This is a genomic window from Pseudomonas sp. F8002 (assembly GCF_013385495.1).
Lineage (GTDB): Bacteria > Pseudomonadota > Gammaproteobacteria > Pseudomonadales > Pseudomonadaceae > Aquipseudomonas.
In genome coordinates this window covers 50,983-75,135 of record NZ_JACAPW010000039.1, presented here as the reverse complement: position 1 = coordinate 75,135, position 24,153 = coordinate 50,983, and the positions used below count along the sequence as shown (strand labels likewise).

Below are 24,153 nucleotides of genomic sequence, written 5' to 3'. Positions count from 1 at the left end.
CTCAGGCTCGCCGACTGGCGCGCTGGCTGCGGTAAGTATCGAGCACCACCGCGATCACGATCACGGCACCGGTGATGATACGTTTGGTCGGCTCGGTGGCGCCAATCTGCGCCAGCCCTGCCGCCAGTACCGAGATGATCAGCACGCCGAAGAAGGTACTGATGACCGAGCCACGCCCGCCCATCAGGCTGGTGCCACCGATCACTACCGCAGCGATCACTTGCAGCTCCAGGCCGGAACCGGCGTTGGGATCGGCCGCTTCCAGGCGCGAAATCTGGAACAGCGCCGCCACACCCGCCAGCAGGCCCATCAGGCTGAACACCAGGATCTTGTAGGGCTTGGGATTGATACCCGCCAGGCGCACGGCCTCTTCGTTGGTGCCAATGCCGATCAGGTAGCGACCGAACACGGTACGGGTCAGCACCAGCTGCGCGGCGATGATCACCAGCAACGCGATGATGAACGAAGGTGAAATGCCGAAGGCCACCGGGTTGGACAGCCAGGCAAACGAATCACCGATGTATGCGGTACGCGAGCCGGTCATCTGGTACGCCACGCCGCGAGCCATTTCCAGCACGCCGAGGGACACGATGAATGACGGGATCCGCCAGGCCACTGTGATCGAACCGGTAATGGTCCCGGCCAACGCGGCGCAGCCCATGCCCAGCACGGCTGCCGGCAACACACTCCAGCCCCAGCCGAGAATCGCCACACTGACGGCCGATGCGGCCAGGGCCAGCACGGAGCCTACCGACAGGTCGATGCCGCCGATGATCAGCACGAAGGTCATGCCGACCGCCAACACCATCAGGTCGGGAATCTGGTTGGCCAGGGTGCTGAAGGTGTCGTACGAGAGGAAGTGGTCGCTCAGGAACGAGAACAGCGCAATCATCGCCAGCAAGGCGCCGGCCAGGCCCAGGTAGGTGCCCAGGCCATAGAAGTTGCCGCCACGTTTTGCGGGGGAGGAAGTGGTTTTCATGGGGTATTCCTAGGCGCTGCGTCGTTGAGCAGCGCATCACGTTTCTGATAGCCGGCAAAAGCAGCGGCAAGCAATTCGTCCTGGGTCCAGCTGTCGCGCTCGAAGGTCTCGATCAGGCGCCCGGCGGAAAGTACGCCGATGCGGTCGCAGATCAGCATCAACTCACGCAGGTCGCTGGACACCACCACCAGCGCCTTGCCCTGGCGGGTCAGGTCGCCGAGCAACGCATAGATATCGAATTTGGCGCCGACGTCGATGCCTCGGGTCGGTTCATCGAACAGCATCACCGCGCAATCGCGCTCCAGCCAGCGGCCAATCACCACCTTCTGCTGGTTGCCACCCGACAGCTCGGACACCAGCTGCGCCGGACTGGAACTGCGGATACGCATGGCGTCGACCTGCCGCTTGGCCAAGGCCGTTTCGTCACGACTGTTCACCAGGCCACCGCTGGACACCTTCGGCATGTTGCCCAAGGCAATGTTGGCGCCGATGGATTGGGTCAGCAGCAGGCCTTCGCCCTTGCGGTCTTCGGTGATCAGGGCGATGCCATGGCCAACCGCGTCGACGGGCGAGCGAATGCTGACGACTTGCGCAGGTGTGCCCAGGGCCACGGTGCCGCTGTCGGCCAGGTCGGCGCCGAAGATCAGGCGCAGCAACTCCGTACGGCCCGCACCGATCAGGCCGGAGATGCCGTAGATTTCGCCGGCACGCACTTCAAACGACACGTCGCGGACCTTGTCCGAGCGGGTCAGGCCTTTTACCGTCAACAGCGGCGCGCCGATGGTGCGCGGGCCCAGGTCGATTTTCTCGCCCAGTTCGCGGCCCACCATCAGCGTGACCAGTTGCTCACTGTTGTAGTTGGCCATCGGCTCGACACACACCAGCTTGCCGTCGCGCAGCACCGCAATGCGCTGGGCAACCCGGGCCAGTTCTTCGAGCCGGTGGGAAATATAGATAATCGCCACGCCCCGGGCCTGCAGGCGGGTGATTTGTTCGAACAGCATCTCGACTTCACGGGCGGTCAGCATCGCCGTGGGTTCGTCGAGGATCAGTACGTGGCAATCGCCAATCAGGTTGCGGGCGATCTCGACCATCTGTTGGTGGCCGATGCCGAGGCTGCCGACCAGGGTGTCCGGGTCGATAGCGTCCAGGCCGACCTGGGCCATGGCTTCAATGGCGGCCTTGCGCAGTTGCTTGCGGCTGATCCAGCCACCGTGGCTGGGCAGGTTATCGAGGAACAGGTTTTCAGCGACCGTCAGGGTTGGCAGCAGGTTAAGCTCCTGCATGACCATGCGGATGCCCTGCTCTTCAGCCTGGGTCCGGCTGCCTGGCGTGTAGGCCTGGCCATTGAACTGCATCTGGCCGTCGGTCGGGGTGACCAGCCCGCCGATGATTTTCGACAGGGTGCTTTTCCCCGCGCCATTCTCACCGGTAAGCGCCAACACTTCCCCACGATTGAGCGTCAGGGTGATGTCGGACAGAACCGGTTGGGCATAGGTCTTGCCGATACCGCTGACCGAGAGGACAGCGTTCGGTGCGGAAGATGACATAGGAACGTCTCCAGGCGTCCGCTCGGGTGAGCGGACGCTGTTTTGTGCTGCCGGGGAATTACTTCTTGAGGATGAGTTCGACCGGGGTTTCGATCATGCCATCCACGGCATCGACTTTTTCACCCTTGACCAGCTTCAGAGCGTTCTGGATACCGAAAACGGCTTGCTGGGCAGCAGCCTGGTCGGCGGTGGCCAGGACACGGCCGTCCTGCAGCATCGGCTTGATGGCCTCGATGTTGTCGTAGCCTACGACCAGCACCTTGCCAGCCTTGCCGGCGCCACGTACGGCGGATACTGCGCCCAGTGCCATGTTGTCGTTACCGGCCAGCAGTGCCTTGATGTTCGGGTTTGCCTGGAGCATGGCAGCGGCAATCGCGTTGCCCTTGTCGATTTCCCACTCACCGGATTGGGTGGAGACGATCTTCATGCCGGCGGCATCCATCGCGTCCTTGAAGCCAGCGGTACGCTGCTGGGCGTTGGTGGTGGTGGACACACCTTCGATGATGCCAACCTGGTCACCCTTGGTGAGGTGCTTGGCCAGTTCTTCACCGACCAGGCGCGCGCCCTTGCGGTTGTCTGGACCTACGAACGGGATATCAAGGTTTTTGCTTTTCAGTACATCCACATCCAGACGGTTGTCGATGTTGACGACCTTGATGCCTTTGTCGGAGGCCTTTTTCAGCACGGTGACCAGGGCTTTCGAGTCGGCGGGAGCAATGACGATCGCGTCAACCTTGGACAGGATCATCTGATTGACGATATCGATCTGCGCACTGGTATCGGTTTCGTTCTTGATCCCGTTGGTGATCATGTCGAAGTCGGCGGCGTGGGCTTTCTGGTATTCCTTGGCACCGTCCTGCATGGTGACGAAGAATTCGTTGGCGAGGGATTTCATGACCAGGCCGACCTTGGGTTTGGCGGCGGTCTCGGCAGCAAATGCAGAGGAAAGAGGCAGGGCAGCGGATGCGGCAGCAAGCACAGCGACAGCAAGAAGACGTCCAGCAAATGGCAGCTTCATGGGTTCACTCCGATCTTATGATTATTGTGAGCAACGCTTGCACCGAAGAACGCTTCGGCAGCCAACCCACCCGGGCGGCTGATACGAGCTTTCACGACACTCGAGGAGCACCCCGTGAAACATCTCGCAAACGTTTGCGTTAGGTCAAACTATGAGAAGCTTGTCGAGATTTGTCAACGGGAGAAAACAGCCTTTTGATGAATCCGCTTTACGCCCTGCCCTCGAAGCCATCCGGTACCCCCTTTAAACATCCGCGTTGCTGGATCGTTCTCTGAAACGACAGGTCGGGGCGTGCCTCCTGCGTTTAAACCCAAACTTTTCCGTCATCCTTTTCGGACAACCGAACACCTGCGCACCGCTTTGTTCGGAAAGCCGGACAGAAGACCAAGCCATTTACTTACAAATCAAACAAATATAGATATAAATCAATAGGTTAAATTCTATTGCCCAACAAAATCCCGCTGGTACAAATCCTGCTCTTACTCAGCACCTCGTGGCGTTCAGAACCGCCCGGGTGTTTCTAGATGAACCTGCATCAGCACTCATCAAAACTAGAGAGAAGAATAATGAAATCTGCGTTGAAAACTTTCGTACCGGGCGCGTTAGCCCTCCTGCTGTTGTTCCCCGTTGCCGCTCAGGCAAAAGAAGCTGAAACCCAGCAAAAACTGTCCAACGTGGTGATCCTTGCCACCGGCGGCACCATCGCCGGCGCCGGCGCCAGCGCGGCCAACAGTGCGACCTACCAGGCCGCCAAGGTCGGCATCGAACAATTGATCGCCGGTGTTCCTGAGCTTAGCCAGATCGCCAATGTCCGCGGCGAACAAGTATTGCAAATTGCCTCCGAAAGCATCACTAACGAAAACCTCCTGCAACTGGGTCGTCGTGTCGCCGAACTGGCCGACAGCAAGGACGTCGACGGCATCGTGATCACCCACGGTACCGACACCCTGGAAGAGACTGCCTACTTCCTCAACCTGGTGGAAAAGACCGACAAGCCAATCGTCGTGGTCGGCTCGATGCGCCCAGGCACCGCCATGTCGGCTGATGGCATGCTCAACCTGTACAACGCCGTTGCCGTCGCCGGCAGCAAGGACGCCCGCGGCAAAGGCGTACTGGTGACCATGAACGACGAGATCCAGTCGGGTCGCGACGTCAGCAAGATGATCAACATCAAGACTGAAGCGTTCAAGAGCCCATGGGGCCCGCTTGGCATGGTGGTAGAAGGCAAATCCTACTGGTTCCGCCTGCCAGCCAAGCGTCACACCATGAACTCGGAATTCGACATCAAGACCATCAAAAGCCTGCCGGACGTCGAAATCGCCTATTCCTATGGCAACGTAAGCGACACCGCCTACAAGGCCCTGGCCCAGGCCGGCGCGAAAGCCATCATCCATGCCGGTACCGGCAATGGTTCGGTGTCGTCCAAGGTGGTGCCTGCCCTGCAGGAACTGCGCAAGCAAGGCGTACAGATCATTCGCTCTTCCCACGTGAATGCCGGTGGTTTCGTTCTGCGTAACGCCGAACAACCAGACGACAAATACGACTGGGTAGTTGCCCATGACCTGAACCCGCAGAAAGCCCGCATCCTGGCCATGGTCGCCCTGACCAAGACCCAGGACAGCAAGGAACTGCAACGGATGTTCTGGGAATATTGATCGCTCCCTGGCCCGGCCGGTAACGGTTGGGCCATCCCGCTCGTGGCGTACCGCGAGCGGGTCTGATTTCCCCGCTTTATCCCCCGCGCAAAAAAACCTTTGAAAAACAAAGCGTTCCTACACCAAATCGGCAAAACCACTGTCAGAGGAAATTCTTGAATTTTAAGCAGTTGCGAAATTGCCCACAGTTAAATACTGTATGCACGTACAGCCCAATAAGGAATACTCCGTGGCAAAGCCCTCTTCCGCAGCACCAACACCTCCTGATGCCTACCAACGACTGGCCGTTCGTGTGCAGAAAATCATCAACTCCACCAATGCCCAAAAAAACAAGGCGGCGTTGATTTTTCGTTTGCCGGAGGAACCGGAAGACGAGTGGGCACGACTACTGGAAGAGATAGCAGAAAACGATAACGTCACCCTCGCTTATCGCGATGACGGCGGCGTGCAGATTTTCTGGGTTGTGCCGAAGGAAGATTGAGTCAATGAGTGTCCGTTTTATCAGTGTGTTGTTCGTGTTTTTTGCTGTCACCGCTCACGCCCAAGCCCCCAGGACGTTCAGCGAAGCCAAGAAAATCGCCTGGAAACTGTATGAACCGCAATCCACGGAGTTCTATTGCGGCTGCAAATACAACGGCAACCGGGTAGACCTGAAAGCCTGCGGCTATATCCCGCGCAAAAACGCCAACCGGGCGGCACGTATTGAATGGGAACACATTGTTCCGGCCTGGCAGATCGGCCATCAGCGCCAGTGCTGGCAGGATGGCGGGCGCAAGAACTGCACCCGCAAGGACGCGGTCTACAAGCGGGCCGAAGCCGACCTGCACAACCTGGTGCCGAGCATCGGCGAGGTGAATGGCGACCGAAACAATTTCAGTTTTGGCTGGCTGCCGGTACAAAGCGGCCAGTATGGATCATGCCTGACCCAGGTGGACTTCAAGGCCAAGAAGGTCATGCCCCGCCCTTCCATTCGCGGCATGATCGCCCGAACCTATTTCTATATGAGTAAGCAGTATGGCCTGCGCCTGTCGAAACAGGATCGCCAGCTGTATGAAGCCTGGAACAAGACCTACCCGGTACAGCCCTGGGAACGCCAGCGCAATCAAACCGTGGCGTGCGTGATGGGGCGCGGCAATGAATTTGTCGGCCCGGTGAACTTGAAAGCCTGCGGCTGAACGAAAAAAGCGGGAGCGCCATGGCCTCCCGCTTGTCGACTCTTTACTGCGCAACCTTGTGTTCGATGACCTCGGACACCGTGTCATTCTTCTTCGCAGTGGCCAGTTTCTCGGTCAACTGCGCTTGTTTCGCCTCGGCCTCGGCCTTGGTGCTGAATGGGCCCAGCAGCACCTGGTCCTTACCGTCTTCCTTCGCCAGATAGAAACTGAAACCGTGTTCCAGCAACCACGCGGTCAGGTCAGTCATCGCCTGCAGCTTGTGATCCGGCGGCCCCACCCATACATCCCATTCTTGAGAGGCGATCGCGCCGACCGCAGGTTGCGCCTGGGCGGGCGCCTCGGCAACGGCAGGCCTGGCCTTGGGGGCGTCGACACTTTTACCTTCACCGCAACCGGCCAATGCCAACACCGCAATTGCCATCGCTACTTTACGCACTACCCTGCTCCTTAGAGGATCAAAGAGGCGACTTTATCATTCACTGTCTATTCTGGCCGTCATAAACGTTGGCTTAAACAATGCGAATGATGTATCGCAGACCTGTATGATGGCGGCATGGGAATTAATGCCGCCTCTATGCGTCCTAAAAGAGGCAGCCACAGGGAAGCGCTTCGCAGTAAGCTACACACATCCGACATCTGCCCTGTCTGAAACATGTGTCCTTCAAAGCAATCAAGGAGAAGTCCATGCTGATACTCACCCGCAAAGTCGGTGAAAGCATAAACATCGGTGATGACATCACGATCACCATCCTGGGCGTTAGCGGCCAGCAAGTAAGAATCGGCATCAATGCTCCAAAGGACGTTGCCGTGCATCGCGAGGAGATCTACCAACGTATCCAGGCGGGCCTGACGGCTCCGGATAAAAACCAGACACCTTGAAGCGCCTCCAGTAGCCAGCCCTTTCGTTCACTGTAACGGCTGGCGAAAACCTCTTTCAGCCTGCTCGCGGCTTCCCGCGGCCAGCGCGCCCTATTCCCTTGTTCCAGCGCCAGGCCAGCGTCATCCCAGGCCGACACCGCGTGCCATGCCGCTCGCTGCAATCATCATCAGCACCAGCAGTAACGCCTGCATATGGCTGATGCGCGCAAAAAGATCTGCCTGGTGCAAATCGAGGCGCGTGCCACGCGCCAACGCGATGCGCCATTTGATAAAGCGAATCATCGGCGCGAGCTCCAGTAACAAAATTAATACAAGCAGCGTCATCTTCACGTGAAACAACGGCTGGTGCAGGTAATAATCACTGCCCTTTTCGTAGCCGCCGAAGGCCCGCAGGCCACCGGTTACCAATAACACCAGGGCACTGATTCCCCAGATGTTGTCCGCGATCAATACGCGGCGCAGGGTGGATGGGTCACTATCAGATACACCGCGCAATGCCTTGCCACGCGCAAGCACGGCCGACAATGCCATGGCGAATGCCAGTAAATGGACTGCTGCAAGAAACCACTGAACCAACATAAGGCGTACTCCCTTTTGTATGACACATGGCAGGAACACTTCTCAGTAATAGTCGCTGGCTGCGTTCAACGCATGAAACAGCCTGCAAACAAAGGGAACTTGTGGAGTTTTCCAGGGCCGAATCTCGTGACAAATCCCCTACAGTCTGCAGCGCGCCAAGGAGCACGTTGATGAGGCGTCCCGTTAAACAGCCTTATTTATCCAAGTCTTGGTTGATCGTCACGCTGATCAGCGTGGCGTTTGTGGCGCTGGAGTATGGCCTCAAGTTCGAAATCGAAGGTTCCTCCGACAAAGCCTACTCATGGCTGGACCTGACGCTGTTCCTGAGCGCGTACTTGTTTTTCTTCTGCCTCAAGCCCATTCAGGTCGCCGTCCATCGCAGACTGTGCCGGCGCGCGCCTCACAGTGATCGCCGCAAAGCCTCATCCTGACGGCTTTGGGTTTCATCTTGAAGTTCATTGCCCCAGCGCGGTGTATCCCGCAAGCGGGTTGAAACCGTCGCCGCAGTTGCTATCAGATCGCCGGTATTTACAGCTGCGCGACACAACCTATGCTTGGGCATGCACGGTCGGTGAAAGGTTGTAGCGCTGATGGACACACTGAGTAAAAGCGAAATCGAATCAGCACTGGCAGCGCGCCTGCCGAGCTACAAAATCGTCTGCACCCTGCATGCCGATGGCACGCTTTCCGCGATTCTCAGCGGCCCGGAAGCTGATCACTTTGCGGTGACCGGCATCGTCCGCGCACACCATCGAGGGCCGGAGGCGATTGCCAGGCTTGCCAGCGAAATCCTCAAGGAAATGGTCTTGTCCCGCCAGGGGCTCAAGGGCAACCGCCTGCAGACGCTCACTGGAAACAGCTCCAACGCTGAACCGCCCCTTTACGAAGAAGGCCGATCCGGGTAACCGGGTCGGCCTTTTTTTACGCCAGGCGCTGTAGATGCAACAGCCCGGCTTCGTCCCGCTGAACCTCTAGACGCTCATACCCGTCAATCGACGGATGCGCGGTGACCATGGGCACAAGGTGGGTCGACGTCACCACCATCACATCGGCCCCCGCCGCCTCGCCGGCGCGAATCCCGACGCTGGCATCCTCAAACACCAGGCAGTCCTGTACCGGTACTCCCAGCCGTTGCGCACCGAGCACATAACAGGCCGGATCCGGCTTGCCGCTGGCGACATCCTCCGCGGTGACCAGCACCGCCGGCGGGTTGATCCCGGCCGCCTGCATACGGCGCAGAGCCAGTGCCTTGGGGGCAGACGTAACCAGCGCCCATTGATCGCCGGGCAATGCGTTGAGGAATTCCACCGCGCCCGCAATCGCCACCACCCCTTCCACATCCTCAAGTTCAGCCTCGGTAATCCACTGCGCCTCAGCCTGCGCGTCCACACCGGGCAACGCCTGGCGGGTGATGGTATCGATGGCCCGGGCACCATGGATGGTCTTCAGAAAAGCCTCGACATCCAGCCCATGGCGTTCAGCCCAGGTGGCCCAGACGCGCTCGGCGGCGGCAATGGAGTTCAGGAGTGTGCCATCCATATCGAACAGAAAGGCGCGGTAACGGTGGGCGAATACAGCTGAATCGCGGGTGGACACTGCTCGGCTTCCTCTTGCTTTCGTCACCCGGTCTTGGGCGCTGACGAACCACTTGCCTAGTGCAATCTACGGATCGGCCCAAACGCTGTAAACCTTCCCGTGGTTTGTATCGGACTGTATGGGAACCCCGCCTGGATACGCGAACCCGCATTTCGCCATGGCTGGGCACACATGGCAGATACACCCCGGCGATTAACTACGACCACCAGCCAATCCGGCTGACTCACGCGTAGGAGCCTCATCATGTTCAATCTCTCGAAAGCTTCGTCCCTGGTACTCGGCCTGACTGTCATCGCGGGCCTCGGGCTGTCATCCATGGCGTCGGCCGACACCCACGCTGGCGCGGTCAAAGACCAGCCATCCCACCTGCTCGCCGAGGGCGGCGCAGATCGCCTGCACGAACGCGGCCTGGCGGAAGGCGGCGCTGAACGCCTGCAAGCAGCCCGTACTGTCTGATGGGTCACCGTCCAACCAGGGCAGCCTTCCGGCTGCCCATTGCATTACAAACTTGTCATCAAGCTGTCAGTGTTGCCAGCACCCTCACTTCATACAGTGAAGTCGTCAGTCACCCACAGCGGGTGACCCAACTTCCCACTGAAAATGAAGCGAGCCCGCCCATGAAACCTGCAAGCAAACTCTGCCTGATCGCCGCCAGCCTGTTGATGCTGGGGACCGGCACCGCCGTGGCCGGCCCGATTGCACCGGTGAAAGCCAATAACGTAGTGCTGGTGCACGGCTCCTGGGCCGACGGTTCCAGTTGGTCCGAAGTGATTACCCGCCTGCAGGCCGCCGGCTTGCATGTAACCGCCGTGCAAAACCCGCTGACCTCGGTGGCGGATGACGTCGCTGCCACCAATCGCGTACTCGATCAACAGGACGGTCCTACCGTGTTGGTCGGCCATTCCTACGCCGGCACCGTGGTCAGCGACGCCGGGGCCAACCCCAAGGTCAGCTCCCTGGTATACGTCGCCGCCCGCGCTCCGGACGCCAACGAAGACTTCGTCGCCCTGTCCGCCAAGTACCCAAGCACACCCGTGCGGGCCGGTGTGGTGGAGCACGACGGTTACCTGACCCTGAATCAGGACGCCTTCCTCAAGTACTTTGCCGCCGACGTACCCCACGCCAAGGCCATGGAGCTGTACGCCGTGCAACAACCGATCGCCAAGACCCTGTTCAGCGGTCGCACCGTCAACGCCGCGTGGCACACCAAGCCGTCCTGGTATGCGGTGTCCAGCAATGACCAGACCATCAACCCGGACCTGGAACGCTTTCTCGCCAAGCGCATGAACGCCACCACCATCGAGCTGCCATCGAGCCACTTGTCCCTGGTTTCCCACGCCAAGGAAATCACCGACCTGATCCTCGAAGCGTCCGGCCGCCAGCCTTAAGCCCTTCATTACGATCTTGTCATCATCCTGTTGGCTGGCTGTTTGTGTCGCCTGGTTACTGTGAACTCACTGCCGGATACCGGCAGCCAACCCTTAAAGAGAGATACCGCCATGAAACTGTTTATCCTCGGCTTTGCTGCCCTCCTCGCCACCGGCTCGGCCTTTGCCGATACCACCGCCACCACCTCGGTGATCCATGACACCCCCGGCTTCTTCATGCACATGGACGTGGCCAAAGTACTGTCGAGCACCGATACCTACGGCCAGTGCGGCATTGTCCCTGCGCGCCTCGACTACCTCGACAGCCAGGGCCGCGAACACGTGCTGGACTATCAAGTACAGGGCATCGGCTGCCCCAATGACAATTGATCGGGCTACACTTGCGCCACGCAAGAACTGCACATCACCAGGGCGAATCCCATGAATATCCTCGTAGTCGAAGACGAGCCCAAGGCGGGCAACTACCTGCTTAACGGCCTGCAGGAACTGGGTTACTCCGTGAGCCTTGCCCGCGATGGCGTGGACGGTTTGCACCAGGCCCTGGAAACCCCGTTCGACGTGATCGTGCTGGACGTGATGATGCCGAAGATGGACGGCTGGGAAGTGCTGCGTCGCCTGCGCAAGGAAGCCGACACGCCGGTGCTGTTCCTGACCGCCCGGGACGATATTGCCGACCGCATCAAGGGCCTGGAACTGGGCGCCGACGATTACCTGATCAAGCCGTTTTCCTTCGCCGAACTGGTGGCGCGCCTGCGCACCCTGACCCGGCGCGGGCCAAGCCGTGAAGAAGAACACTTGCAGATCGCCGACCTGCAGATCGACGTGCTCAAGCGCCGCGTCAGCCGTGGCGGCGTGCGCATCACCCTGACCAACAAGGAGTTCGCCTTGTTGCACTTGTTCGCCACCCATCAGGACCAGGTACTCTCGCGCTCGCTGATTGCCTCAAGGGTGTGGGACATGAATTTCGACAGCGACACCAATGTGGTCGACGTGGCCGTGCGCCGCCTGCGCCTGAAAATCGACGACCCGTTCCAGCTCAAGCTGATCCATAGCGTGCGCGGCATCGGCTATCGCTTCGATACGCAACCATGAGCAAGCCCCGGCATTACTCCCTGACGCTGCGCCTGGCGCTGATCTTCGCCCTGCTGGCGTTCGCCCTGCTGGCGACCCTCGGCGTGGCGCTGTACCGCGACCTTGAGCGCGAACTGATCCACCGTGACGACGCTGCGCTGATCTACCGCGTCGACCAACTGCGCAACCTGCTGAACGACAGCAACACCCTGGACCTGATCAAGACCAAGCCCGAACTGTTCCAGAACATGCTGGGCAACCGCGAATCGGTGCTGAGCATCGCCGCACCCGGGCAGAAACCGCTGCTGGAAGTGAACCCCGGCAACATCGACATGCCCGACGTTGCACCGGTGCCCCGGGACCACGCCCTGGAATTCGCCGACGTGCAGCATTTACCCGGCGTCAATGGCGTCCCCTTCTCCACCCTCGCCGCCACCATCGATTCAGGCGACCTGGGCAGCCTGCAAGTCACTACCGGGCGCTTGATGACCGAGCGAACCGCAGTGCTCGCCAGCTACCGGCTGAGTGTCTATATCCTCGCCAGCATCGCGGCATTGGTACTGGCGGTGGTCGGTTACCTGATGGTGCATCGCGGCCTGCTGCCATTGCGGCGCCTGGCCGTGCATGCCCAGGGCATCGGCGTCGGCAACCTCGCCGCGCGCCTCGACAGCCACGGCGCCCCCAAAGAACTGCTGCCGATGATTGATTCGTTCAACACCATGCTCGAACGCCTGGCCAAGGGTTTTGTGCAACTGGGCCAGGTCTCCACCGACATGGCCCACGAACTGCGCACGCCGATCAATAACTTGCTCGGGGAAACCCAGGTGGCGCTGCAGCAACACCGTAGCATCGAGGCCTACCAGCAATTGCTGGCCTCCAACGTCGAAGAACTCGAACGCCTAGCGCGCATGCTCGACAACATGCTGTTCCTGGCCCGCACCGACCCGGCCAGTGCACTGCGCCAGCGCCAGGAACTGGACGCGGCCGATGAAGTGGAACGCATGGCCGACTACTTCGAAGGCCTGGCGGGCGATGTCGATATCAGCATCCTCGCCCAGGGCGCCGGTGTGATCTGGGCCGAGCCGATGCTGCTGCGCCGTGCCCTGGCCAACCTGTGCGCCAACGCCATCAAATATGGTGCGCCCGCCTCTGAACTGCTGATCCAGGCCACACCCTGCGCCGAAGGCATCAACCTGACAGTGACCAACCACGGCGCGACCATCCCGGCGGAGCACTTGCCCAGGTTGTTCGAGCGGTTTTATCGCGTGGATGAATCACGGGAGCGTTCGGCGCATTCCAATGGATTGGGGCTGTCGATTGTCGCGACCATCATGCAGTTGCATAACGGCCGATACAGCGTGAGCAGCGAGAACGGTGTGACCTGCTTCGCGTTGTTTTTCCCGGGACGCGAAGCCGAAAACCTCAGCTGACTTGCCCACCCGCTTCACTGATATCCACCAAGGTATTCCAGGCCGTCAGCAACGCAATCCGCAAGCCCTCGACCTGCATCGGCAATGCCATCGAGGCCGGCTCGGGTATTCGGCCCGCCACCTGCTCGGGCAGCCACGGCACATGGATGAAACCGCTGCGTACCCCTGACCCGGCGAGCGCGTGCTGCAACAGATAGAACACCTGGTTGCACACGAAAGTGCCGGCGGTTTGCGACACGCTGGCCCCAATGCCGGCCTCGCGCACGGCCCTCACCATGGCCTTGCTCGGCAAGGTGCCGAAGTAGGCCGCAGGGCCGCCGGGCAGCACTTCCGTGTCGACAGGTTGCTCACCCAGGTTGTCCGGGATCCGCGCGTCGTTGAGGTTGATCGCGACCCGCTCGATGGAAATATCACTGCGCCCGGGGCCCAGCCCGACAGCAATAACCATCTGCGGGCGGTGTTCGGCCAACAGCTGAGCCAGGCGCTCGCCCGCCGTGGCAAAGGCACAGGGTAACTGCCGCGCGACAATCCGCACATCAGCGCCCAGTTGCACACCCTCCAACAGGCGTACCGCCTCCCAGGACGGGTTGACAAGGTCTTGGTCAAACGGTTCGAAACCCGTCAGCAATACAGTGCGCATTACAGCCTCACATCAGCAGGTAGAGCAGGACAATATTGACCACCAGCATCATCAATGCGGTCGGCATCTGTGCCTTGATGACCGCGTTTTTATCCGGCAGCTCCAGCAACGCCGCCGGGACAATATTGAAGTTGGCCGCCATGGGTGTCATCAGCGTACCGCAGTAACCGGAGAACATGCCGATGGCAGCCATCACCGCCGGGTTGCCGCCGTAGATGCCTACCAGCACCGGTACGCCAACGCCGCCGGTCATCACCGGGAAGGCGGCAAATCCATTGCCCATGATCACGGTAAACAGTGCCATGCCCAACACATACACCATCACCGCTACCAGCTTGTAATCCAGGTTGATATAGGTGGTGGTGATGTGCGCCACCGCTGTGCCCACGCCCGCTTCGTTGAACAACAGCCCGAGCATCGCCAGCATCTGCGGCAGCACCATCGCCCAGCCCAGCGCTTCGGTGAGGCGCCGGGATTCGCGAAGGGCTTGCACCGGGGTGTCCCGCGTCAGCCAGCAGGCCAGCGCCAGTGCAATCAGGCAGCCGATACCCAGGGAAACAAAGGTGGTGTTCTTCGGGTCCAGCAGCGGCACGCCGCCGATCTCGGTGTGTTTGAGCAACACCGAGCCGATCACCGTGGTCAACGGAATGGCCAATGCCGGGATAAACAGTTTATGCCCCAGGCGACCAGCGCTGGCCCGTGCGGCCTTGTCATGCAACTGGGCATGCGCGCCGCGACCTACGCCGCCCAGGCCCGCGATGAGTGCCATCACCACCACGCCCACGCCGACCACCACCGAGGGCAGGCGCTCCCCCACCAGGAACGGAATGGCAAACAGCAGCCAGAACAACGAACTCGACCAGCGCCTGGGGTGGGTGCGATCCATCAGGATCATCCCGGCGGTGATCACCAGCAGAACGCCGGCCAGCCAGTACAGGTATTGAATGGAAATGATCATTGCGCCGCCTCCGCTGTGTTGGCCGGCAACAGCTCTCGGGTCAGCATTCGGTCAAAGCGGTGCAAGCGCATGGCATGAATGATGAAGGCGCAGATCGCCGTCGGGATGCCCCAGACCGCAATGTGCAGAGGCTCGACATCAATCCCCGAACCCAGCAGGAAGGTGTGCATCAACGCAATCGCACCAAAGGCGACGAAGATATCCTCGCCAAAAAACAGCCCGACGTTGTCGGTCGCGGCACACATGGCCAGGACCTTGTGGCGAAGCTTGTCGGGGAGTTTGCCATAGCGTTTTTCCGCCGCGCCTTCCGCCATCGGCGCCAGCAACGGGCGCACCATCTGCGGGTGCCCGCCCAGGCTCGTCAGGCCCATGGCCGCTGTGGATTCACGCACAAACAGGTAGATGATCAACAAGCGCCCGACCGTGGCACGCTCAAAACGCGCGATCCAGTTTTGCGCATGCAGGCGCAAGCCATGGCGCTCCAGCAAGCCGATGACAGCCAGGGGCAACAACAGGATCAATTGCAAGGCGCGAGTCTGGAGGAAGCCGTCGCCCATGGTGGCGAGGATCTTTTCCAGTGGAAAGTGGGCGGCAAACCCGGTGGCAATCGCTGCCGCCGTGACGACCAGCAGCGGATTGAAGCGCAACACAAAGCCGACCACGATGACGAGTACGCCAATCAGCGGCCATAGGTTCACAACAGTTTGCATGGTGGTGAGGTCCTTAAGTGCGCGCTGCGGCGCCAGTAAAGCAGGTAGTGAACAAAGGGTTCACTGCAAGAAGACGGCGTGCAGCCCGGCTCGATTTTTTATTGTTGACCTGGAAGGTCGAGCGTCAGTGGCCGCATCTTTGCTGCTTGGGGAGGGAGGTGTCCAACAAGAAAAATTGTTGCTGCAATCCAATAAAGTTTGTGGGTGTTTGAAGCGTTAGAGGGCCTTTGTATCGCAGCGGCTGGGTGGTGCGCCCTACGCCGATAACGACAAAGCGTTTGGCGAACGGGTTGCGCAACTGCGGGCGCTCGATGTGCCCACCGTGCTCGATGAGCCGCCTCACGCCTTTGTCGGCCCGTTTGAAGAGAAGGCCCAGGCGCAGAACGTGCTCAGGTACTTGAAGTCCGATCAGGGCCTCGACGGCTTGGTCACGTGGTGAACGGTGACCCGCCAGCCCTCAGGCCAGGTGCTTCTGGAAAAAGTGGCGCGTGTGTCCTGGCGGGTACTCGGCAATATGCCCGAACTCGCTGAAACCCAGCTTCCGGTAGAACCCGGGCGCCTGGAAGCTGAAGGTGTCCAGCCAGATCCCCGCACACCCTTTCTCCCGTGCCAGCTCCTCAGCCGCGTGCATCAGCCGCGAGCCCATGCCTTGAGTGCGCAGCGATTCCGGCACGCTCAAGAGTTCAACGAACATCCAGCCATAGGAGATTTTCCCGTAGAGGCCGCCTACCACTTCCTGGCTGGCGGGATCACGCAGTAACAGCCCAAACGTTTCGAACGGGTTCTCGCCGCATTGGCTGATGTTGTATGCCCTCAGCGGCTGAAGGATGGCCTGGCGCTCTTGCTCCGTAACTTCAAAAGACAACTCTATCGCTGATGCCATCTCAATCTTCCTGATGTGAATGCCCAATTCTGCGGACACTACCAGCGATAGCCACCTGTCGCATACAGGACAGTCTTTGCGCCCTCAGCTACACACAGGTCGCAACCGCCCGCGGGCATGCACTTCACCGCCAGTACTCTTGGAGCACCACCCGGGAGATTTCCAATGACTCTACGCGCTTGCTTGGCCGCTCTATTGGTACTGACCGCCTCCACCGCCTTTGGCGCTCCCCGCTACGATCACCTCTATGCGTTCGGCGATAGCTACTCCGATAACGGTGCGGGTGAACGCTTCACCAAGACCCTGGCCACTCTGAAGGTCAAGGATGCCCAGGAACTGCCCGGCTCGTTGTACTGGAAGGGCCGCTGGAGCAATGGCCCAACTGCCGTCGAGAACCTGGCCCACGCCTTGAAAACACCCTTGACCGACTACGCAGTGGGCGGCGCCAAGAGTGGCAATGGCAACTACTACGCCTGGATGGAGCCCGCCCGCGACACCGGCGTTTCAGGCCAGATCGCTGACTACCTGAAGTCCGCCAAGGCACACAAAGCCGACCCGAAGGCGCTGTTTTTCATTTTCATCTCGGCCAACGACTTTTTTGAATGGGCCGACTTCTCGCACCCCGAGTCGGTTGCCGTACTCAGCCAGAACAGCGTGGCAAATATTCAGAAAGCCACCGAGACACTGATTACAGCGGGCGCAAAACACGTGATGGTAGTGGGCACCACGGATTTGAGTCATGTGCCAGCCGTGGTGCAGGGCAATCAAGTCGAGAACGCGAAAAACTACCAGCAGGTACTGGAACAAAAACTGCCGGTTGTGCTGAGCACATTGGCTAAGGCGCATCAGGTCAGCATCAGCTACTTCGACCACGTGGCGTTCAGCGACAAGCTGCGCGCAGCTCCCCAGGTGGCGGGGTTGAAAGACCTGGATATGCCCTGCCAACACACCTATCCGGACGTGAAGCCGGTGTGTGAAAACCCGGATGCGCATTACTACTGGGATGAATGGCATCCGACGCGCAAGGTGCATGCGCTGGCAGCACAGGCGATGCTTGAAACGTTGAAGGCCGGCCAGTGATTACCCAGGTGACGCCGTCCTACTGAGTCAAGGCGAACACCCACCGATAACCGCTTCTCTTCTGAACGAATCGGGAGAGCCCCCGGTGCTTTTGTCGGTGACATCCACCACGCAGCCACTCACCGGCACGGACTCGACGACTTGATAAGTCGCACCAACGGCAGGGATAAAACTGACCAGGTTTGCGCAACTGCGAAGAGCGTTGGCGCCCTCCTTGTTGGCGCCACCGCTGCTCATGACATTCACGTAGATCCAATTAGACATCACCGCACACTGGTCGCCTGCCGATACTGGCGCGGCGTAAACCCGGTCAACGCCTTGAACTGCCGGGTAAACGCACTGTGGTCGGTATACCCGCACTGCAACGCCACCTCAGTGATCGGCAGCTCGGTATGCAGCAGCCGATGCGCATGTTCCAAGCGTACCTTCTGGATCATCTGGCGCGGTGTCAGGTGGAACACGCGCTTGCAGTAGCGCTCCAGCTGCGCCACGGAAATCCCGGCGATCCGCGTCAGTTCACCCAACGTGACCCGCCGATTGAAATGCGCCCGGATGTGCTCGTCCACCGCCGCCAGCCGTTGATAGGCCGGGTGGGTTTCGCTGGCGGTTTGCAGGTCGACCGAGATGCCCGCCAGGCCGATGATTGCAGCGTCGCGGCTGTACAGCGGCCATTTGTGGGTCAGGCACCAACCCGGCTCGCGGGTACCGTACAAATGCAATTCCAACTGGTCTTCGAGGACAAATCCCTGCTCCAGCACCCGCCGATCCTGCTCGGTATAGCCGGGCCCCAACTGCGCGGGAAATACCTCGGCGCTGGTTTTTCCCAACAGCGGCTGCAAGTCCTTCAAGCCGCACCGCTGCACCAGGGTGCGGTTGGCCAATACGTAGCGCGCCTGCACGTCCTTGATAAAGATCGCGGCATTGGGAATCACGTCCAGCATCGGCAACAGCAACCCCACGCCGGCCAGTAATTCTTCGATGGTCTGTGGACGGTTCGACTCGCTCCCTTGGCATAGGGTCGCGAACGCGCTCTGCATCATGACGCTCTCTCCTGCATTTTGCGGACAGGCCAGGCGCCCGGCGGGCGGTGCCTGGCGAGCAGATTGCCGCATGGCGGTGGCCCTGTCGAGCACTCGCAATTGTGCTGATTTCGTCATCGCAGCCTGCGCAAAACATCAATCGCGGCGCCGTTGATGGGTTCACTGTATGGCCACTGCATGCCTATCCAATAACCCACAAGAAGGCGCCGCCATGTCAGCCCAAGGCAAGTTCAAGAAACAGCTTTCATTGATCGACCTCACCTTTATCGGACTGGGAGCGATCTTCGGTTCGGGCTGGCTGTTCGCGGCCAGTCACGTCTCCGCCATCGCCGGGCCGGCGGGGATTTTTTCCTGGTTGCTGGGCGGCTTCGCCGTGTTGCTGCTGGGCATTGTGTACTGCGAACTGGGGGCGGCATTGCCCCGCGCCGGCGGTGTGGTGCGCTACCCGGTCTATTCCCACGGCCCGCTGCTGGGCTACCTGATGGGCTTTATCACGCTGATCGCGTTTTCAAGCCTGGTGGCAATTGAAGTGGTCGCCTCGCGCCAATACGCCGCGGCGTGGTTTCCCGAGTTGACGCAGGCGGGTTCCAGCAACCCCACCGTCCTCGGCTGGTTCGTGCAGTTTGCGCTGCTCTCGCTGTTTTTCGCCCTCAACTACCGCAGCGTGAAGACCTTCGCCATGGCCAACAACCTGGTCAGCGTGTTCAAGTTCATCGTGCCGCTGCTGGTGATCGGCGTGCTGTTCACCTTTTTCAAGCCGGAGAATTTCCACGCCCAGGGCTTCGCGCCGTTCGGCCTGTCGGGGATTGAAATGGCCGTGTCTGCCGGCGGGGTGATTTTCGCCTACCTGGGTCTGACGCCAATCATCTCGGTGGCCAGCGAAGTGAAGAACCCGCAACGCACCATTCCGATTGCACTGATCCTGTCGGTGCTGCTCTCCACTGCAATCTACGTGCTGTTGCAGACCGCTTTCCTCGGCGGCATCCCCACCGAAATGCTCGCCAACGGCTGGGCCGGCGTCGCCAAGGAACTGGCCCTGCCGTACCGCGACATCGCGCTCGCCCTGGGCGTGGGCTGGCTGGCGTACCTGGTGGTCGCCGACGCCGTGATCTCCCCCAGCGGCTGCGGCAATATCTACATGAACGCCACGCCACGGGTGATCTACGGCTGGGCGCAAACCGGAACCTTCTTCAAGATCTTCACCCGCATCGATGAAAAGTCCGGCATCCCGCGCCCGGCGCTGTGGCTGACCTTTGGCCTGTCGGTGTTCTGGACCCTGCCCTTCCCGTCGTGGGAAGCGCTGATCAACGTGGTGTCCGCCGCGCTGGTGTTGAGCTACGCCGTGGCGCCGGTATCCGTGGCCGCCCTGCGCCGCAATGCACCTGACCTGCCGCGCCCGTTCCGGGTCAAGTGGATGGGCTTGCTCGGCCCGCTGTCGTTCATCATCGCCGCGCTGATCGTCTACTGGTCCGGCTGGAGCACCGTGTCGTGGCTGCTCGGCCTGCAAATCCTGATGTTCGTGGTGTACCTGCTGTGCGGGCGCTTTGTGCCGACCCTGCACCTGAGCCTGGGCCGCCAGGTTCGCTCCTCCGCCTGGCTGATCGGCTTCTACGCCGTGACCATCATCCTGTCGAAACTCGGCAGCTTCGGTGGCCTGGGCATCCTCAGCCACCCGTTCGACACCGTGGTCGTCGCCGCTTGCGCGCTGGGGATTTATTACTGGGGCGCGGCCACCGGCGTGCCGGCGCACCTGGTTCGCCTGGAAACCGAAGACGACGAAAGCGAAGCCCCTGAGCCCGACATCGGCCGAGTGCAGCTTGCTTCCTGAGCCTCAGCCAACCACTGGATGGATTGTTCTATGAAACGAGTGCACATCATTGATTCCCACACCGGCGGCGAACCCACCCGCCTGGTGATGACGGGGTTTCCCACGCTGGCCGGCGAGACCATGGTCGACAAGCTCGACGACCTGCGCACCCGGCATGACCAATGGCGCAGGGCGTGCCTGCTGGAGCCCCGTGGCAACGATGTTCTGGTGGGCGCGCTGTATTGCGCGCCGGTCTCGGCCGATGCCACCTGCGGCGTGATTTTCTTCAATAACGCCGGCTACCTCGGCATGTGCGGCCACGGCACCATCGGCCTGGTTGCCTCGTTGCACCACTTGGGGCAGATCGCGCCGGGGGTGCACAAGATCGACACGCCGGTCGGCCCGGTGAGCGCCACGTTGCACGCCGACGGCGCGGTCACGTTGCGCAATGTGCCCGCCTATCGCTATCGCCAGCATGTCTCGGTGCAAGTGCCTGGACATGGCTTGGTCCACGGCGATATCGCCTGGGGCGGCAATTGGTTCTTCCTGGTTTCCGATCATGGCCAAGCGCTGGAAATGGACAACGTCGAAGCCCTGACCGACTACACCTGGACAATGCTCAAGGCCCTCGAAGCCCAGGGCATCCACGGCGAAGACGGCGCGCTGATCGACCATATCGAACTGTTCGCCGACGACCCCCAGGCCGACAGCCGCAACTTTGTCATGTGCCCGGGCAAGGCCTACGACCGCTCGCCCTGCGGCACCGGCACCAGCGCCAAGCTCGCATGCCTGGCGGCCGACGGGAAACTCGCCGCCGGTGAGCCGTGGATACAAGCCAGCATCACCGGCAGCCAATTCGAAGGCAGCTATGAATGGGAGGGCGAACGTGTGCGCCCTTCCATCATCGGCCGCGCCTACATGACCGCCGACAGCACCTTGCTGATCGACGAACAGGACCCCTTCGCGTGGGGCATCTGAACCACCCCCGCCCCTTCAATCAAACTGGAGCTGAAACAATGAATACCACTATCTTCACCGGTTGCATCCCTGCATTGATGACGCCGTGCACCGCCCAGCTCAAACCGGACTTTGACGCACTGGTCGCCAAGGGCCGCGAACTGATCGATATCGGCATGAGCGCGGTGGTGTACTGCGGCTCCATGGGCGACTGGCCGTTGCTGACCGAGGCCGAGCGCCAGGAAGGCGTGGCGCGCCTGGTAGCCGCCGGTGTGCCGACCATCGTCGGCACCGGCGCGGTCAACAGCCGTGAAGCCGTGGCCCATGCAGCGCATGCGGCGAAGGTCGGCGCCCATGGTTTGATGGTCATCCCGCGGGTGCTGTCCCGTGGCGCATCGGCGACGGCGCAAAAGGATCACTTTGCAGCCATCCTCAAGGCCGCGCCAAACCTGCCGGCGGTGATCTACAACAGCCCTTACTACGGCTTCGCCACCCGCGCCGACCTGTTCTTCGAACTGCGTCGCGAGTACCCGAACCTGATCGGCTTCAAGGAATTCGGCGGTGCTGCAGACCTGCGCTACGCGGCCGAACACATCACCTCCAAGGACGATGACGTGACCTTGATGGTCGGCGTGGATACCCAAGTGGTGCACGGCTTCGTCAACTGCAACGCCACCGGCGCAATCACCGGCATCGGCAATGCACTGCCACGGGAAGTCCTGCAACTGGTGGCCTTGAGCAAGAAAGCCGCCAAGGGCGACGCCACTGCACGTCGCCAGGCGCGGGAGTTGGAGTCGGCGCTGGCGGTGCTGTCGTCCTTCGACGAAGGCTGCGACCTGGTGCTGTTCTACAAGCATCTGATGGTGCTCAACGGCGACAAGGAATACACCCTGCACTTCAACGAGACCGATGCCCTCAGCGATGCCCAGCGTCGTTATGCAGAGAACCAGTACGCGCTGTTCCGCCAGTGGTACGCCAACTGGTCGGCCGAGCAGAACGTCGCTTAAAAATACTCAAGGCAGCAAAGATCAAATGTAGGAGCTGTCGAGCTCCGGCGAGGCTGCGATGGGATCACTGCGGTGTACCTGCCAGACCGCAGCGCCTGCATCGCAGCCTCGCTGGGGCTCGACAGCTCCCACAGTGGATTCTCTTCGCCAAGCCAATCTTTACTTTCCAGGACTACGCCATGACTCTGACGGGCACCATGCTGATTGGTCAGCACTCCATTCCAGGCAGCCGCGAGGCCATCCGGGCGATCAATCCTGCCACCAACCTTGCGTTGGAACCCGCCTACGCCGGCGGCACCGCCGAACATGTCGAACACGCCTGTGCGTTGGCCTGGAGCGCCTTCGATAGCTATCGCGAAACGCCGTTGGCCGCTCGCGCCGAATTCCTTGAAACCATCGCCAACGAAATCGAAGCCCTGGGCGATGAACTGATTGAACGGGCGATGGCCGAGACCGGCCTGCCCCGCCCACGCATCCAGGGCGAACGCGGGCGCACCTGCCAGCAATTGCGCACCTTTGCCCGCACCGTGCGCGCGGGTGAATGGCTGGATGTGCGGGTGGATACTGCACAACCGGACCGCCAGCCGCTGCCTCGCTCGGACCTGCGTCAACGCCACGTACCGCTGGGGCCGGTGGCCGTGTTCGGCGCGAGCAATTTTCCGCTGGCATTCTCGGTGGCGGGCGGTGATACAGCGTCGGCACTGGCGGCCGGTTGCCCGGTGATCGTGAAGGCACACGGCGCGCATCCTGGCACCAGCGAACTGGTGGGCTGCGCGGTGGCCCGGGCCGTTCAGCAATGTGGCCTGCCTGAGGGTGTGTTTTCGCTGTTGTATGGCTCGGGCCGCGAGGTCGGTATCGCGCTGGTGTGCGATCCGCGCATCAAGGCCGTGGGTTTCACCGGCTCGCGCAGCGGCGGTATTGCCTTGTGCCAGGCGGCCCAGGCGCGCCCCGAGCCGATCCCGGTGTATGCAGAGATGAGTTCGATCAATCCGGTCTACCTGTTTCCCGCTGCGTTGAGCGCACGCGGTGAAGCATTGGCACAAGGTTTTGTCGCGTCCCTGACCCAGGGTGCCGGCCAGTTCTGCACCAACCCCGGGCTGGTGATTGCCGTTGCAGGGCAAGCGCTGGACCACTTCGTCGGCACGGCTGCCAACCTGCTTCGATACAGCACTGCCCAGACCATGCTGACACCGGGGATCTTCAAGGCTTACGAAGACGGCGTCAGCGCCCTGACCCGGCATGCTCAGCTCGCAGGTACCGGTCTGCCGGCAGAAGGGCCGAACCAGGGACAGGCCCATTTGTTCGTGACCCAGGCCCGGGACTTTCTCGCCAATCACAGCCTGCAAGCCGAGATATTCGGCGCCGCGTCATTGATCGTGCAATGTGCCAACGTCGATGAGGTCCGCCGGGTCAGCGAACACCTGGAGGGCCAACTGACCGCAACCCTGCATCTGGATGACGACGACCTGGCAACTGCCCGCGCGCTGCTGCCGACCCTGGAACGCAAGGCCGGCCGCCTGCTGGTCAACGGCTGGCCGACCGGCGTTGAAGTGTGTGATGCGATGGTGCACGGCGGACCATTCCCGGCCACCTCGGACTCACGCACCACCTCGGTGGGCACCGCCGCGATCCTGCGATTCCTGCGGCCGGTGTGCTACCAGGATTTCCCGGATAGCTTGCTGCCGACGGCCCTGCAACACGGCAACCCATTGCTGCTGCGGCGCTTGCTTGACGGTCAGAGGGAAGCCTAG

General features: G+C 61.0%; 29 protein-coding genes. 17 read left to right on the top strand and 12 right to left on the bottom strand.

The genetic code is table 11. From position 1 onward, the window contains the following. Position 1: 1 nt before the first annotated feature. The 3 genes from HX811_RS26305 to HX811_RS26295 are packed head-to-tail and all read right to left on the bottom strand — an operon-like array spanning position 2 to position 3,547. Entirely contained in the window at positions 2-979 is a 978-nt protein-coding gene (locus HX811_RS26305) for an ABC transporter permease (RefSeq protein ID WP_003219960.1), read from the bottom strand. After that, positions 976-2,529 carry a sugar ABC transporter ATP-binding protein gene (locus HX811_RS26300; protein WP_008438693.1) on the bottom strand — a complete coding sequence of 518 codons (1,554 nt, stop codon included), beginning with the start codon at positions 2,527-2,529 and terminating at the stop codon, positions 976-978. The genes HX811_RS26305 and HX811_RS26300 overlap by 4 nt, the downstream gene beginning before the upstream one ends. A gap of 58 nt (positions 2,530-2,587) precedes the next feature. Beyond that, on the bottom strand, positions 2,588-3,547 hold the full coding sequence (locus tag HX811_RS26295; protein WP_177009393.1) for a sugar ABC transporter substrate-binding protein: 960 nt from the start codon (positions 3,545-3,547) through the stop codon (positions 2,588-2,590). Positions 3,548-4,113: 566 nt separating this feature from the next. On the opposite strand from HX811_RS26295, the gene HX811_RS26290 reads away from it, so the two are divergent. From HX811_RS26290 to HX811_RS26280, 3 genes are all read left to right on the top strand, one after another. Next, entirely contained in the window at positions 4,114-5,202 is a 1,089-nt protein-coding gene (locus HX811_RS26290; RefSeq protein ID WP_003219965.1) for an asparaginase, read from the top strand. A gap of 229 nt (positions 5,203-5,431) precedes the next feature. After that, positions 5,432-5,683, top strand: coding sequence for a DUF1654 domain-containing protein (locus tag HX811_RS26285; protein ID WP_023659007.1), 252 nt, complete (start codon positions 5,432-5,434; stop codon positions 5,681-5,683). Between the two features lie 4 nt (positions 5,684-5,687). Continuing rightward, positions 5,688-6,377 (top strand): endonuclease, encoded by a 690-nt coding sequence (locus HX811_RS26280; RefSeq protein ID WP_003219970.1) that lies wholly within the window; start codon positions 5,688-5,690, stop codon positions 6,375-6,377. A gap of 43 nt (positions 6,378-6,420) precedes the next feature. Here HX811_RS26280 and HX811_RS26275 read toward each other — a convergent pair whose 3' ends face one another. Continuing rightward, positions 6,421-6,798 carry a hypothetical protein gene (locus HX811_RS26275; RefSeq protein ID WP_032899812.1) on the bottom strand — a complete coding sequence of 126 codons (378 nt, stop codon included), beginning with the start codon at positions 6,796-6,798 and terminating at the stop codon, positions 6,421-6,423. A gap of 263 nt (positions 6,799-7,061) precedes the next feature. On the opposite strand from HX811_RS26275, the gene csrA reads away from it, so the two are divergent. After that, complete coding sequence (gene csrA / locus HX811_RS26270) at positions 7,062-7,256, top strand: carbon storage regulator CsrA (protein WP_003192511.1); 195 nt, start codon at positions 7,062-7,064, stop codon at positions 7,254-7,256. A gap of 120 nt (positions 7,257-7,376) precedes the next feature. On the opposite strand, the gene HX811_RS26265 is transcribed toward csrA, so the two are convergent. Next, positions 7,377-7,835, bottom strand: coding sequence for a DUF2214 family protein (locus HX811_RS26265; RefSeq protein ID WP_177048077.1), 459 nt, complete (start codon positions 7,833-7,835; stop codon positions 7,377-7,379). Positions 7,836-8,005: 170 nt separating this feature from the next. On the opposite strand from HX811_RS26265, the gene HX811_RS26260 reads away from it, so the two are divergent. Together HX811_RS26260 and HX811_RS26255 are read left to right on the top strand one after the other, a co-directional pair. Then, positions 8,006-8,266 (top strand): hypothetical protein, encoded by a 261-nt coding sequence (locus HX811_RS26260; RefSeq protein ID WP_177048075.1) that lies wholly within the window; start codon positions 8,006-8,008, stop codon positions 8,264-8,266. A gap of 159 nt (positions 8,267-8,425) precedes the next feature. Next, on the top strand, positions 8,426-8,740 hold the full coding sequence (locus HX811_RS26255; RefSeq protein WP_177048073.1) for a hypothetical protein: 315 nt from the start codon (positions 8,426-8,428) through the stop codon (positions 8,738-8,740). Between the two features lie 16 nt (positions 8,741-8,756). On the opposite strand, the gene HX811_RS26250 is transcribed toward HX811_RS26255, so the two are convergent. Further along, positions 8,757-9,431, bottom strand: a complete 675-nt coding sequence (locus HX811_RS26250; protein ID WP_177048070.1) for an HAD-IA family hydrolase — start codon at positions 9,429-9,431, stop codon at positions 8,757-8,759. Between the two features lie 243 nt (positions 9,432-9,674). Between HX811_RS26250 and HX811_RS26245 the strand changes: the two genes are divergently transcribed. From HX811_RS26245 to HX811_RS26225, 5 genes are all read left to right on the top strand, one after another. After that, a complete protein-coding gene (locus HX811_RS26245; protein WP_003219983.1) occupies positions 9,675-9,887 on the top strand; it encodes a hypothetical protein in 213 nt (70 codons plus the stop codon). 161 nt (positions 9,888-10,048) lie between these two features. Continuing rightward, a complete protein-coding gene (locus HX811_RS26240; RefSeq protein ID WP_177048068.1) occupies positions 10,049-10,819 on the top strand; it encodes an alpha/beta fold hydrolase in 771 nt (256 codons plus the stop codon). Positions 10,820-10,930: 111 nt separating this feature from the next. Continuing rightward, entirely contained in the window at positions 10,931-11,188 is a 258-nt protein-coding gene (locus HX811_RS26235; protein WP_003219985.1) for a DUF2790 domain-containing protein, read from the top strand. 51 nt (positions 11,189-11,239) lie between these two features. Continuing rightward, on the top strand, positions 11,240-11,911 hold the full coding sequence (locus tag HX811_RS26230; protein ID WP_003219986.1) for a heavy metal response regulator transcription factor: 672 nt from the start codon (positions 11,240-11,242) through the stop codon (positions 11,909-11,911). Beyond that, the gene (locus HX811_RS26225; RefSeq protein ID WP_003219987.1) at positions 11,908-13,320 is read left to right on the top strand and encodes a heavy metal sensor histidine kinase; all 1,413 of its coding nucleotides are present in this window, start codon (positions 11,908-11,910) and stop codon (positions 13,318-13,320) included. Before HX811_RS26230 ends, HX811_RS26225 begins: the two co-directional genes overlap by 4 nt. Here HX811_RS26225 and pcp read toward each other — a convergent pair. From pcp to HX811_RS26210, 3 genes are read right to left on the bottom strand one after another with little or no spacing between them, the layout of a single operon-like run. Continuing rightward, positions 13,313-13,960, bottom strand: a complete 648-nt coding sequence (gene pcp, locus HX811_RS26220) for a pyroglutamyl-peptidase I (protein ID WP_177048066.1) — start codon at positions 13,958-13,960, stop codon at positions 13,313-13,315. The two genes, HX811_RS26225 and pcp, sit on opposite strands and share 8 nt — an antisense overlap. A 7-nt stretch (positions 13,961-13,967) precedes the next feature. Beyond that, positions 13,968-14,918 carry a DUF979 domain-containing protein gene (locus HX811_RS26215; protein WP_102605117.1) on the bottom strand — a complete coding sequence of 317 codons (951 nt, stop codon included), beginning with the start codon at positions 14,916-14,918 and terminating at the stop codon, positions 13,968-13,970. Next, positions 14,915-15,628, bottom strand: coding sequence for a DUF969 domain-containing protein (locus tag HX811_RS26210; protein WP_177048065.1), 714 nt, complete (start codon positions 15,626-15,628; stop codon positions 14,915-14,917). Before HX811_RS26210 ends, HX811_RS26215 begins: the two co-directional genes overlap by 4 nt. 313 nt (positions 15,629-15,941) lie before the next feature. On the opposite strand from HX811_RS26210, the gene HX811_RS26205 reads away from it, so the two are divergent. After that, positions 15,942-16,067 carry an SPOR domain-containing protein gene (locus tag HX811_RS26205; RefSeq protein WP_256344468.1) on the top strand — a complete coding sequence of 42 codons (126 nt, stop codon included), beginning with the start codon at positions 15,942-15,944 and terminating at the stop codon, positions 16,065-16,067. Between the two features lie 18 nt (positions 16,068-16,085). On the opposite strand, the gene HX811_RS26200 is transcribed toward HX811_RS26205, so the two are convergent. Beyond that, entirely contained in the window at positions 16,086-16,511 is a 426-nt protein-coding gene (locus HX811_RS26200; protein ID WP_177048063.1) for a GNAT family N-acetyltransferase, read from the bottom strand. Between the two features lie 165 nt (positions 16,512-16,676). Between HX811_RS26200 and HX811_RS26195 the strand changes: the two genes are divergently transcribed. Then, the gene (locus HX811_RS26195) at positions 16,677-17,591 is read left to right on the top strand and encodes an SGNH/GDSL hydrolase family protein (protein WP_177048061.1); all 915 of its coding nucleotides are present in this window, start codon (positions 16,677-16,679) and stop codon (positions 17,589-17,591) included. 27 nt (positions 17,592-17,618) lie between these two features. Here the strand turns inward: HX811_RS26195 and HX811_RS26190 are convergent, their stop codons facing one another. Together HX811_RS26190 and HX811_RS26185 are read right to left on the bottom strand one after the other, a co-directional pair. Beyond that, positions 17,619-17,855 (bottom strand): hypothetical protein, encoded by a 237-nt coding sequence (locus tag HX811_RS26190; protein WP_177048059.1) that lies wholly within the window; start codon positions 17,853-17,855, stop codon positions 17,619-17,621. Then, entirely contained in the window at positions 17,855-18,631 is a 777-nt protein-coding gene (locus HX811_RS26185) for an AraC family transcriptional regulator (RefSeq protein WP_174717779.1), read from the bottom strand. The genes HX811_RS26190 and HX811_RS26185 overlap by 1 nt, the downstream gene beginning before the upstream one ends. A gap of 211 nt (positions 18,632-18,842) precedes the next feature. Here HX811_RS26185 and HX811_RS26180 point away from each other — a divergent pair, with 211 nt between their 5' ends. The 4 genes from HX811_RS26180 to HX811_RS26165 all read left to right on the top strand — a co-directional run bounded on the left by HX811_RS26180 (position 18,843) and on the right by HX811_RS26165 (position 24,153). Beyond that, on the top strand, positions 18,843-20,459 hold the full coding sequence (locus HX811_RS26180) for an APC family permease (RefSeq protein ID WP_134326083.1): 1,617 nt from the start codon (positions 18,843-18,845) through the stop codon (positions 20,457-20,459). 30 nt (positions 20,460-20,489) lie between these two features. Continuing rightward, positions 20,490-21,416: a 4-hydroxyproline epimerase gene (locus HX811_RS26175; protein WP_177048057.1), complete on the top strand. Its 927-nt coding sequence runs from the start codon at positions 20,490-20,492 to the stop codon at positions 21,414-21,416. 38 nt (positions 21,417-21,454) lie between these two features. Then, a complete protein-coding gene (locus HX811_RS26170) occupies positions 21,455-22,402 on the top strand; it encodes a dihydrodipicolinate synthase family protein (RefSeq protein WP_177048055.1) in 948 nt (315 codons plus the stop codon). Positions 22,403-22,581: 179 nt separating this feature from the next. Further along, the gene (locus HX811_RS26165; RefSeq protein WP_177048053.1) at positions 22,582-24,153 is read left to right on the top strand and encodes an aldehyde dehydrogenase (NADP(+)); all 1,572 of its coding nucleotides are present in this window, start codon (positions 22,582-22,584) and stop codon (positions 24,151-24,153) included.

What these genes read in the sequence shown, in the direction of transcription:
- HX811_RS26185 (WP_174717779.1), bottom strand. Translation starts at nt 18,631, where the DNA reads ATGATGCAGAGCGCGTTCGCGACCCTATGCCAAGGGAGCGAGTCGAAC.
- HX811_RS26275 (WP_032899812.1), bottom strand. Translation starts at nt 6,798, where the DNA reads ATGGCAATTGCGGTGTTGGCATTGGCCGGTTGCGGTGAAGGTAAAAGT.
- HX811_RS26300 (WP_008438693.1), bottom strand. Translation starts at nt 2,529, where the DNA reads ATGTCATCTTCCGCACCGAACGCTGTCCTCTCGGTCAGCGGTATCGGC.
- HX811_RS26180 (WP_134326083.1), top strand. Translation starts at nt 18,843, where the DNA reads ATGTCAGCCCAAGGCAAGTTCAAGAAACAGCTTTCATTGATCGACCTC.
- pcp (WP_177048066.1), bottom strand. Translation starts at nt 13,960, where the DNA reads ATGCGCACTGTATTGCTGACGGGTTTCGAACCGTTTGACCAAGACCTT.
- HX811_RS26240 (WP_177048068.1), top strand. Translation starts at nt 10,049, where the DNA reads ATGAAACCTGCAAGCAAACTCTGCCTGATCGCCGCCAGCCTGTTGATG.
- HX811_RS26295 (WP_177009393.1), bottom strand. Translation starts at nt 3,547, where the DNA reads ATGAAGCTGCCATTTGCTGGACGTCTTCTTGCTGTCGCTGTGCTTGCT.
- HX811_RS26245 (WP_003219983.1), top strand. Translation starts at nt 9,675, where the DNA reads ATGTTCAATCTCTCGAAAGCTTCGTCCCTGGTACTCGGCCTGACTGTC.
- HX811_RS26235 (WP_003219985.1), top strand. Translation starts at nt 10,931, where the DNA reads ATGAAACTGTTTATCCTCGGCTTTGCTGCCCTCCTCGCCACCGGCTCG.
- HX811_RS26170 (WP_177048055.1), top strand. Translation starts at nt 21,455, where the DNA reads ATGAATACCACTATCTTCACCGGTTGCATCCCTGCATTGATGACGCCG.
- HX811_RS26260 (WP_177048075.1), top strand. Translation starts at nt 8,006, where the DNA reads ATGAGGCGTCCCGTTAAACAGCCTTATTTATCCAAGTCTTGGTTGATC.
- HX811_RS26210 (WP_177048065.1), bottom strand. Translation starts at nt 15,628, where the DNA reads ATGCAAACTGTTGTGAACCTATGGCCGCTGATTGGCGTACTCGTCATC.
- csrA (WP_003192511.1), top strand. Translation starts at nt 7,062, where the DNA reads ATGCTGATACTCACCCGCAAAGTCGGTGAAAGCATAAACATCGGTGAT.
- HX811_RS26195 (WP_177048061.1), top strand. Translation starts at nt 16,677, where the DNA reads ATGACTCTACGCGCTTGCTTGGCCGCTCTATTGGTACTGACCGCCTCC.
- HX811_RS26175 (WP_177048057.1), top strand. Translation starts at nt 20,490, where the DNA reads ATGAAACGAGTGCACATCATTGATTCCCACACCGGCGGCGAACCCACC.
- HX811_RS26225 (WP_003219987.1), top strand. Translation starts at nt 11,908, where the DNA reads ATGAGCAAGCCCCGGCATTACTCCCTGACGCTGCGCCTGGCGCTGATC.
- HX811_RS26200 (WP_177048063.1), bottom strand. Translation starts at nt 16,511, where the DNA reads ATGGCATCAGCGATAGAGTTGTCTTTTGAAGTTACGGAGCAAGAGCGC.
- HX811_RS26280 (WP_003219970.1), top strand. Translation starts at nt 5,688, where the DNA reads ATGAGTGTCCGTTTTATCAGTGTGTTGTTCGTGTTTTTTGCTGTCACC.
- HX811_RS26305 (WP_003219960.1), bottom strand. Translation starts at nt 979, where the DNA reads ATGAAAACCACTTCCTCCCCCGCAAAACGTGGCGGCAACTTCTATGGC.
- HX811_RS26165 (WP_177048053.1), top strand. Translation starts at nt 22,582, where the DNA reads ATGACTCTGACGGGCACCATGCTGATTGGTCAGCACTCCATTCCAGGC.
- HX811_RS26290 (WP_003219965.1), top strand. Translation starts at nt 4,114, where the DNA reads ATGAAATCTGCGTTGAAAACTTTCGTACCGGGCGCGTTAGCCCTCCTG.
- HX811_RS26230 (WP_003219986.1), top strand. Translation starts at nt 11,240, where the DNA reads ATGAATATCCTCGTAGTCGAAGACGAGCCCAAGGCGGGCAACTACCTG.
- HX811_RS26190 (WP_177048059.1), bottom strand. Translation starts at nt 17,855, where the DNA reads ATGTCTAATTGGATCTACGTGAATGTCATGAGCAGCGGTGGCGCCAAC.
- HX811_RS26265 (WP_177048077.1), bottom strand. Translation starts at nt 7,835, where the DNA reads ATGTTGGTTCAGTGGTTTCTTGCAGCAGTCCATTTACTGGCATTCGCC.
- HX811_RS26255 (WP_177048073.1), top strand. Translation starts at nt 8,426, where the DNA reads ATGGACACACTGAGTAAAAGCGAAATCGAATCAGCACTGGCAGCGCGC.
- HX811_RS26215 (WP_102605117.1), bottom strand. Translation starts at nt 14,918, where the DNA reads ATGATCATTTCCATTCAATACCTGTACTGGCTGGCCGGCGTTCTGCTG.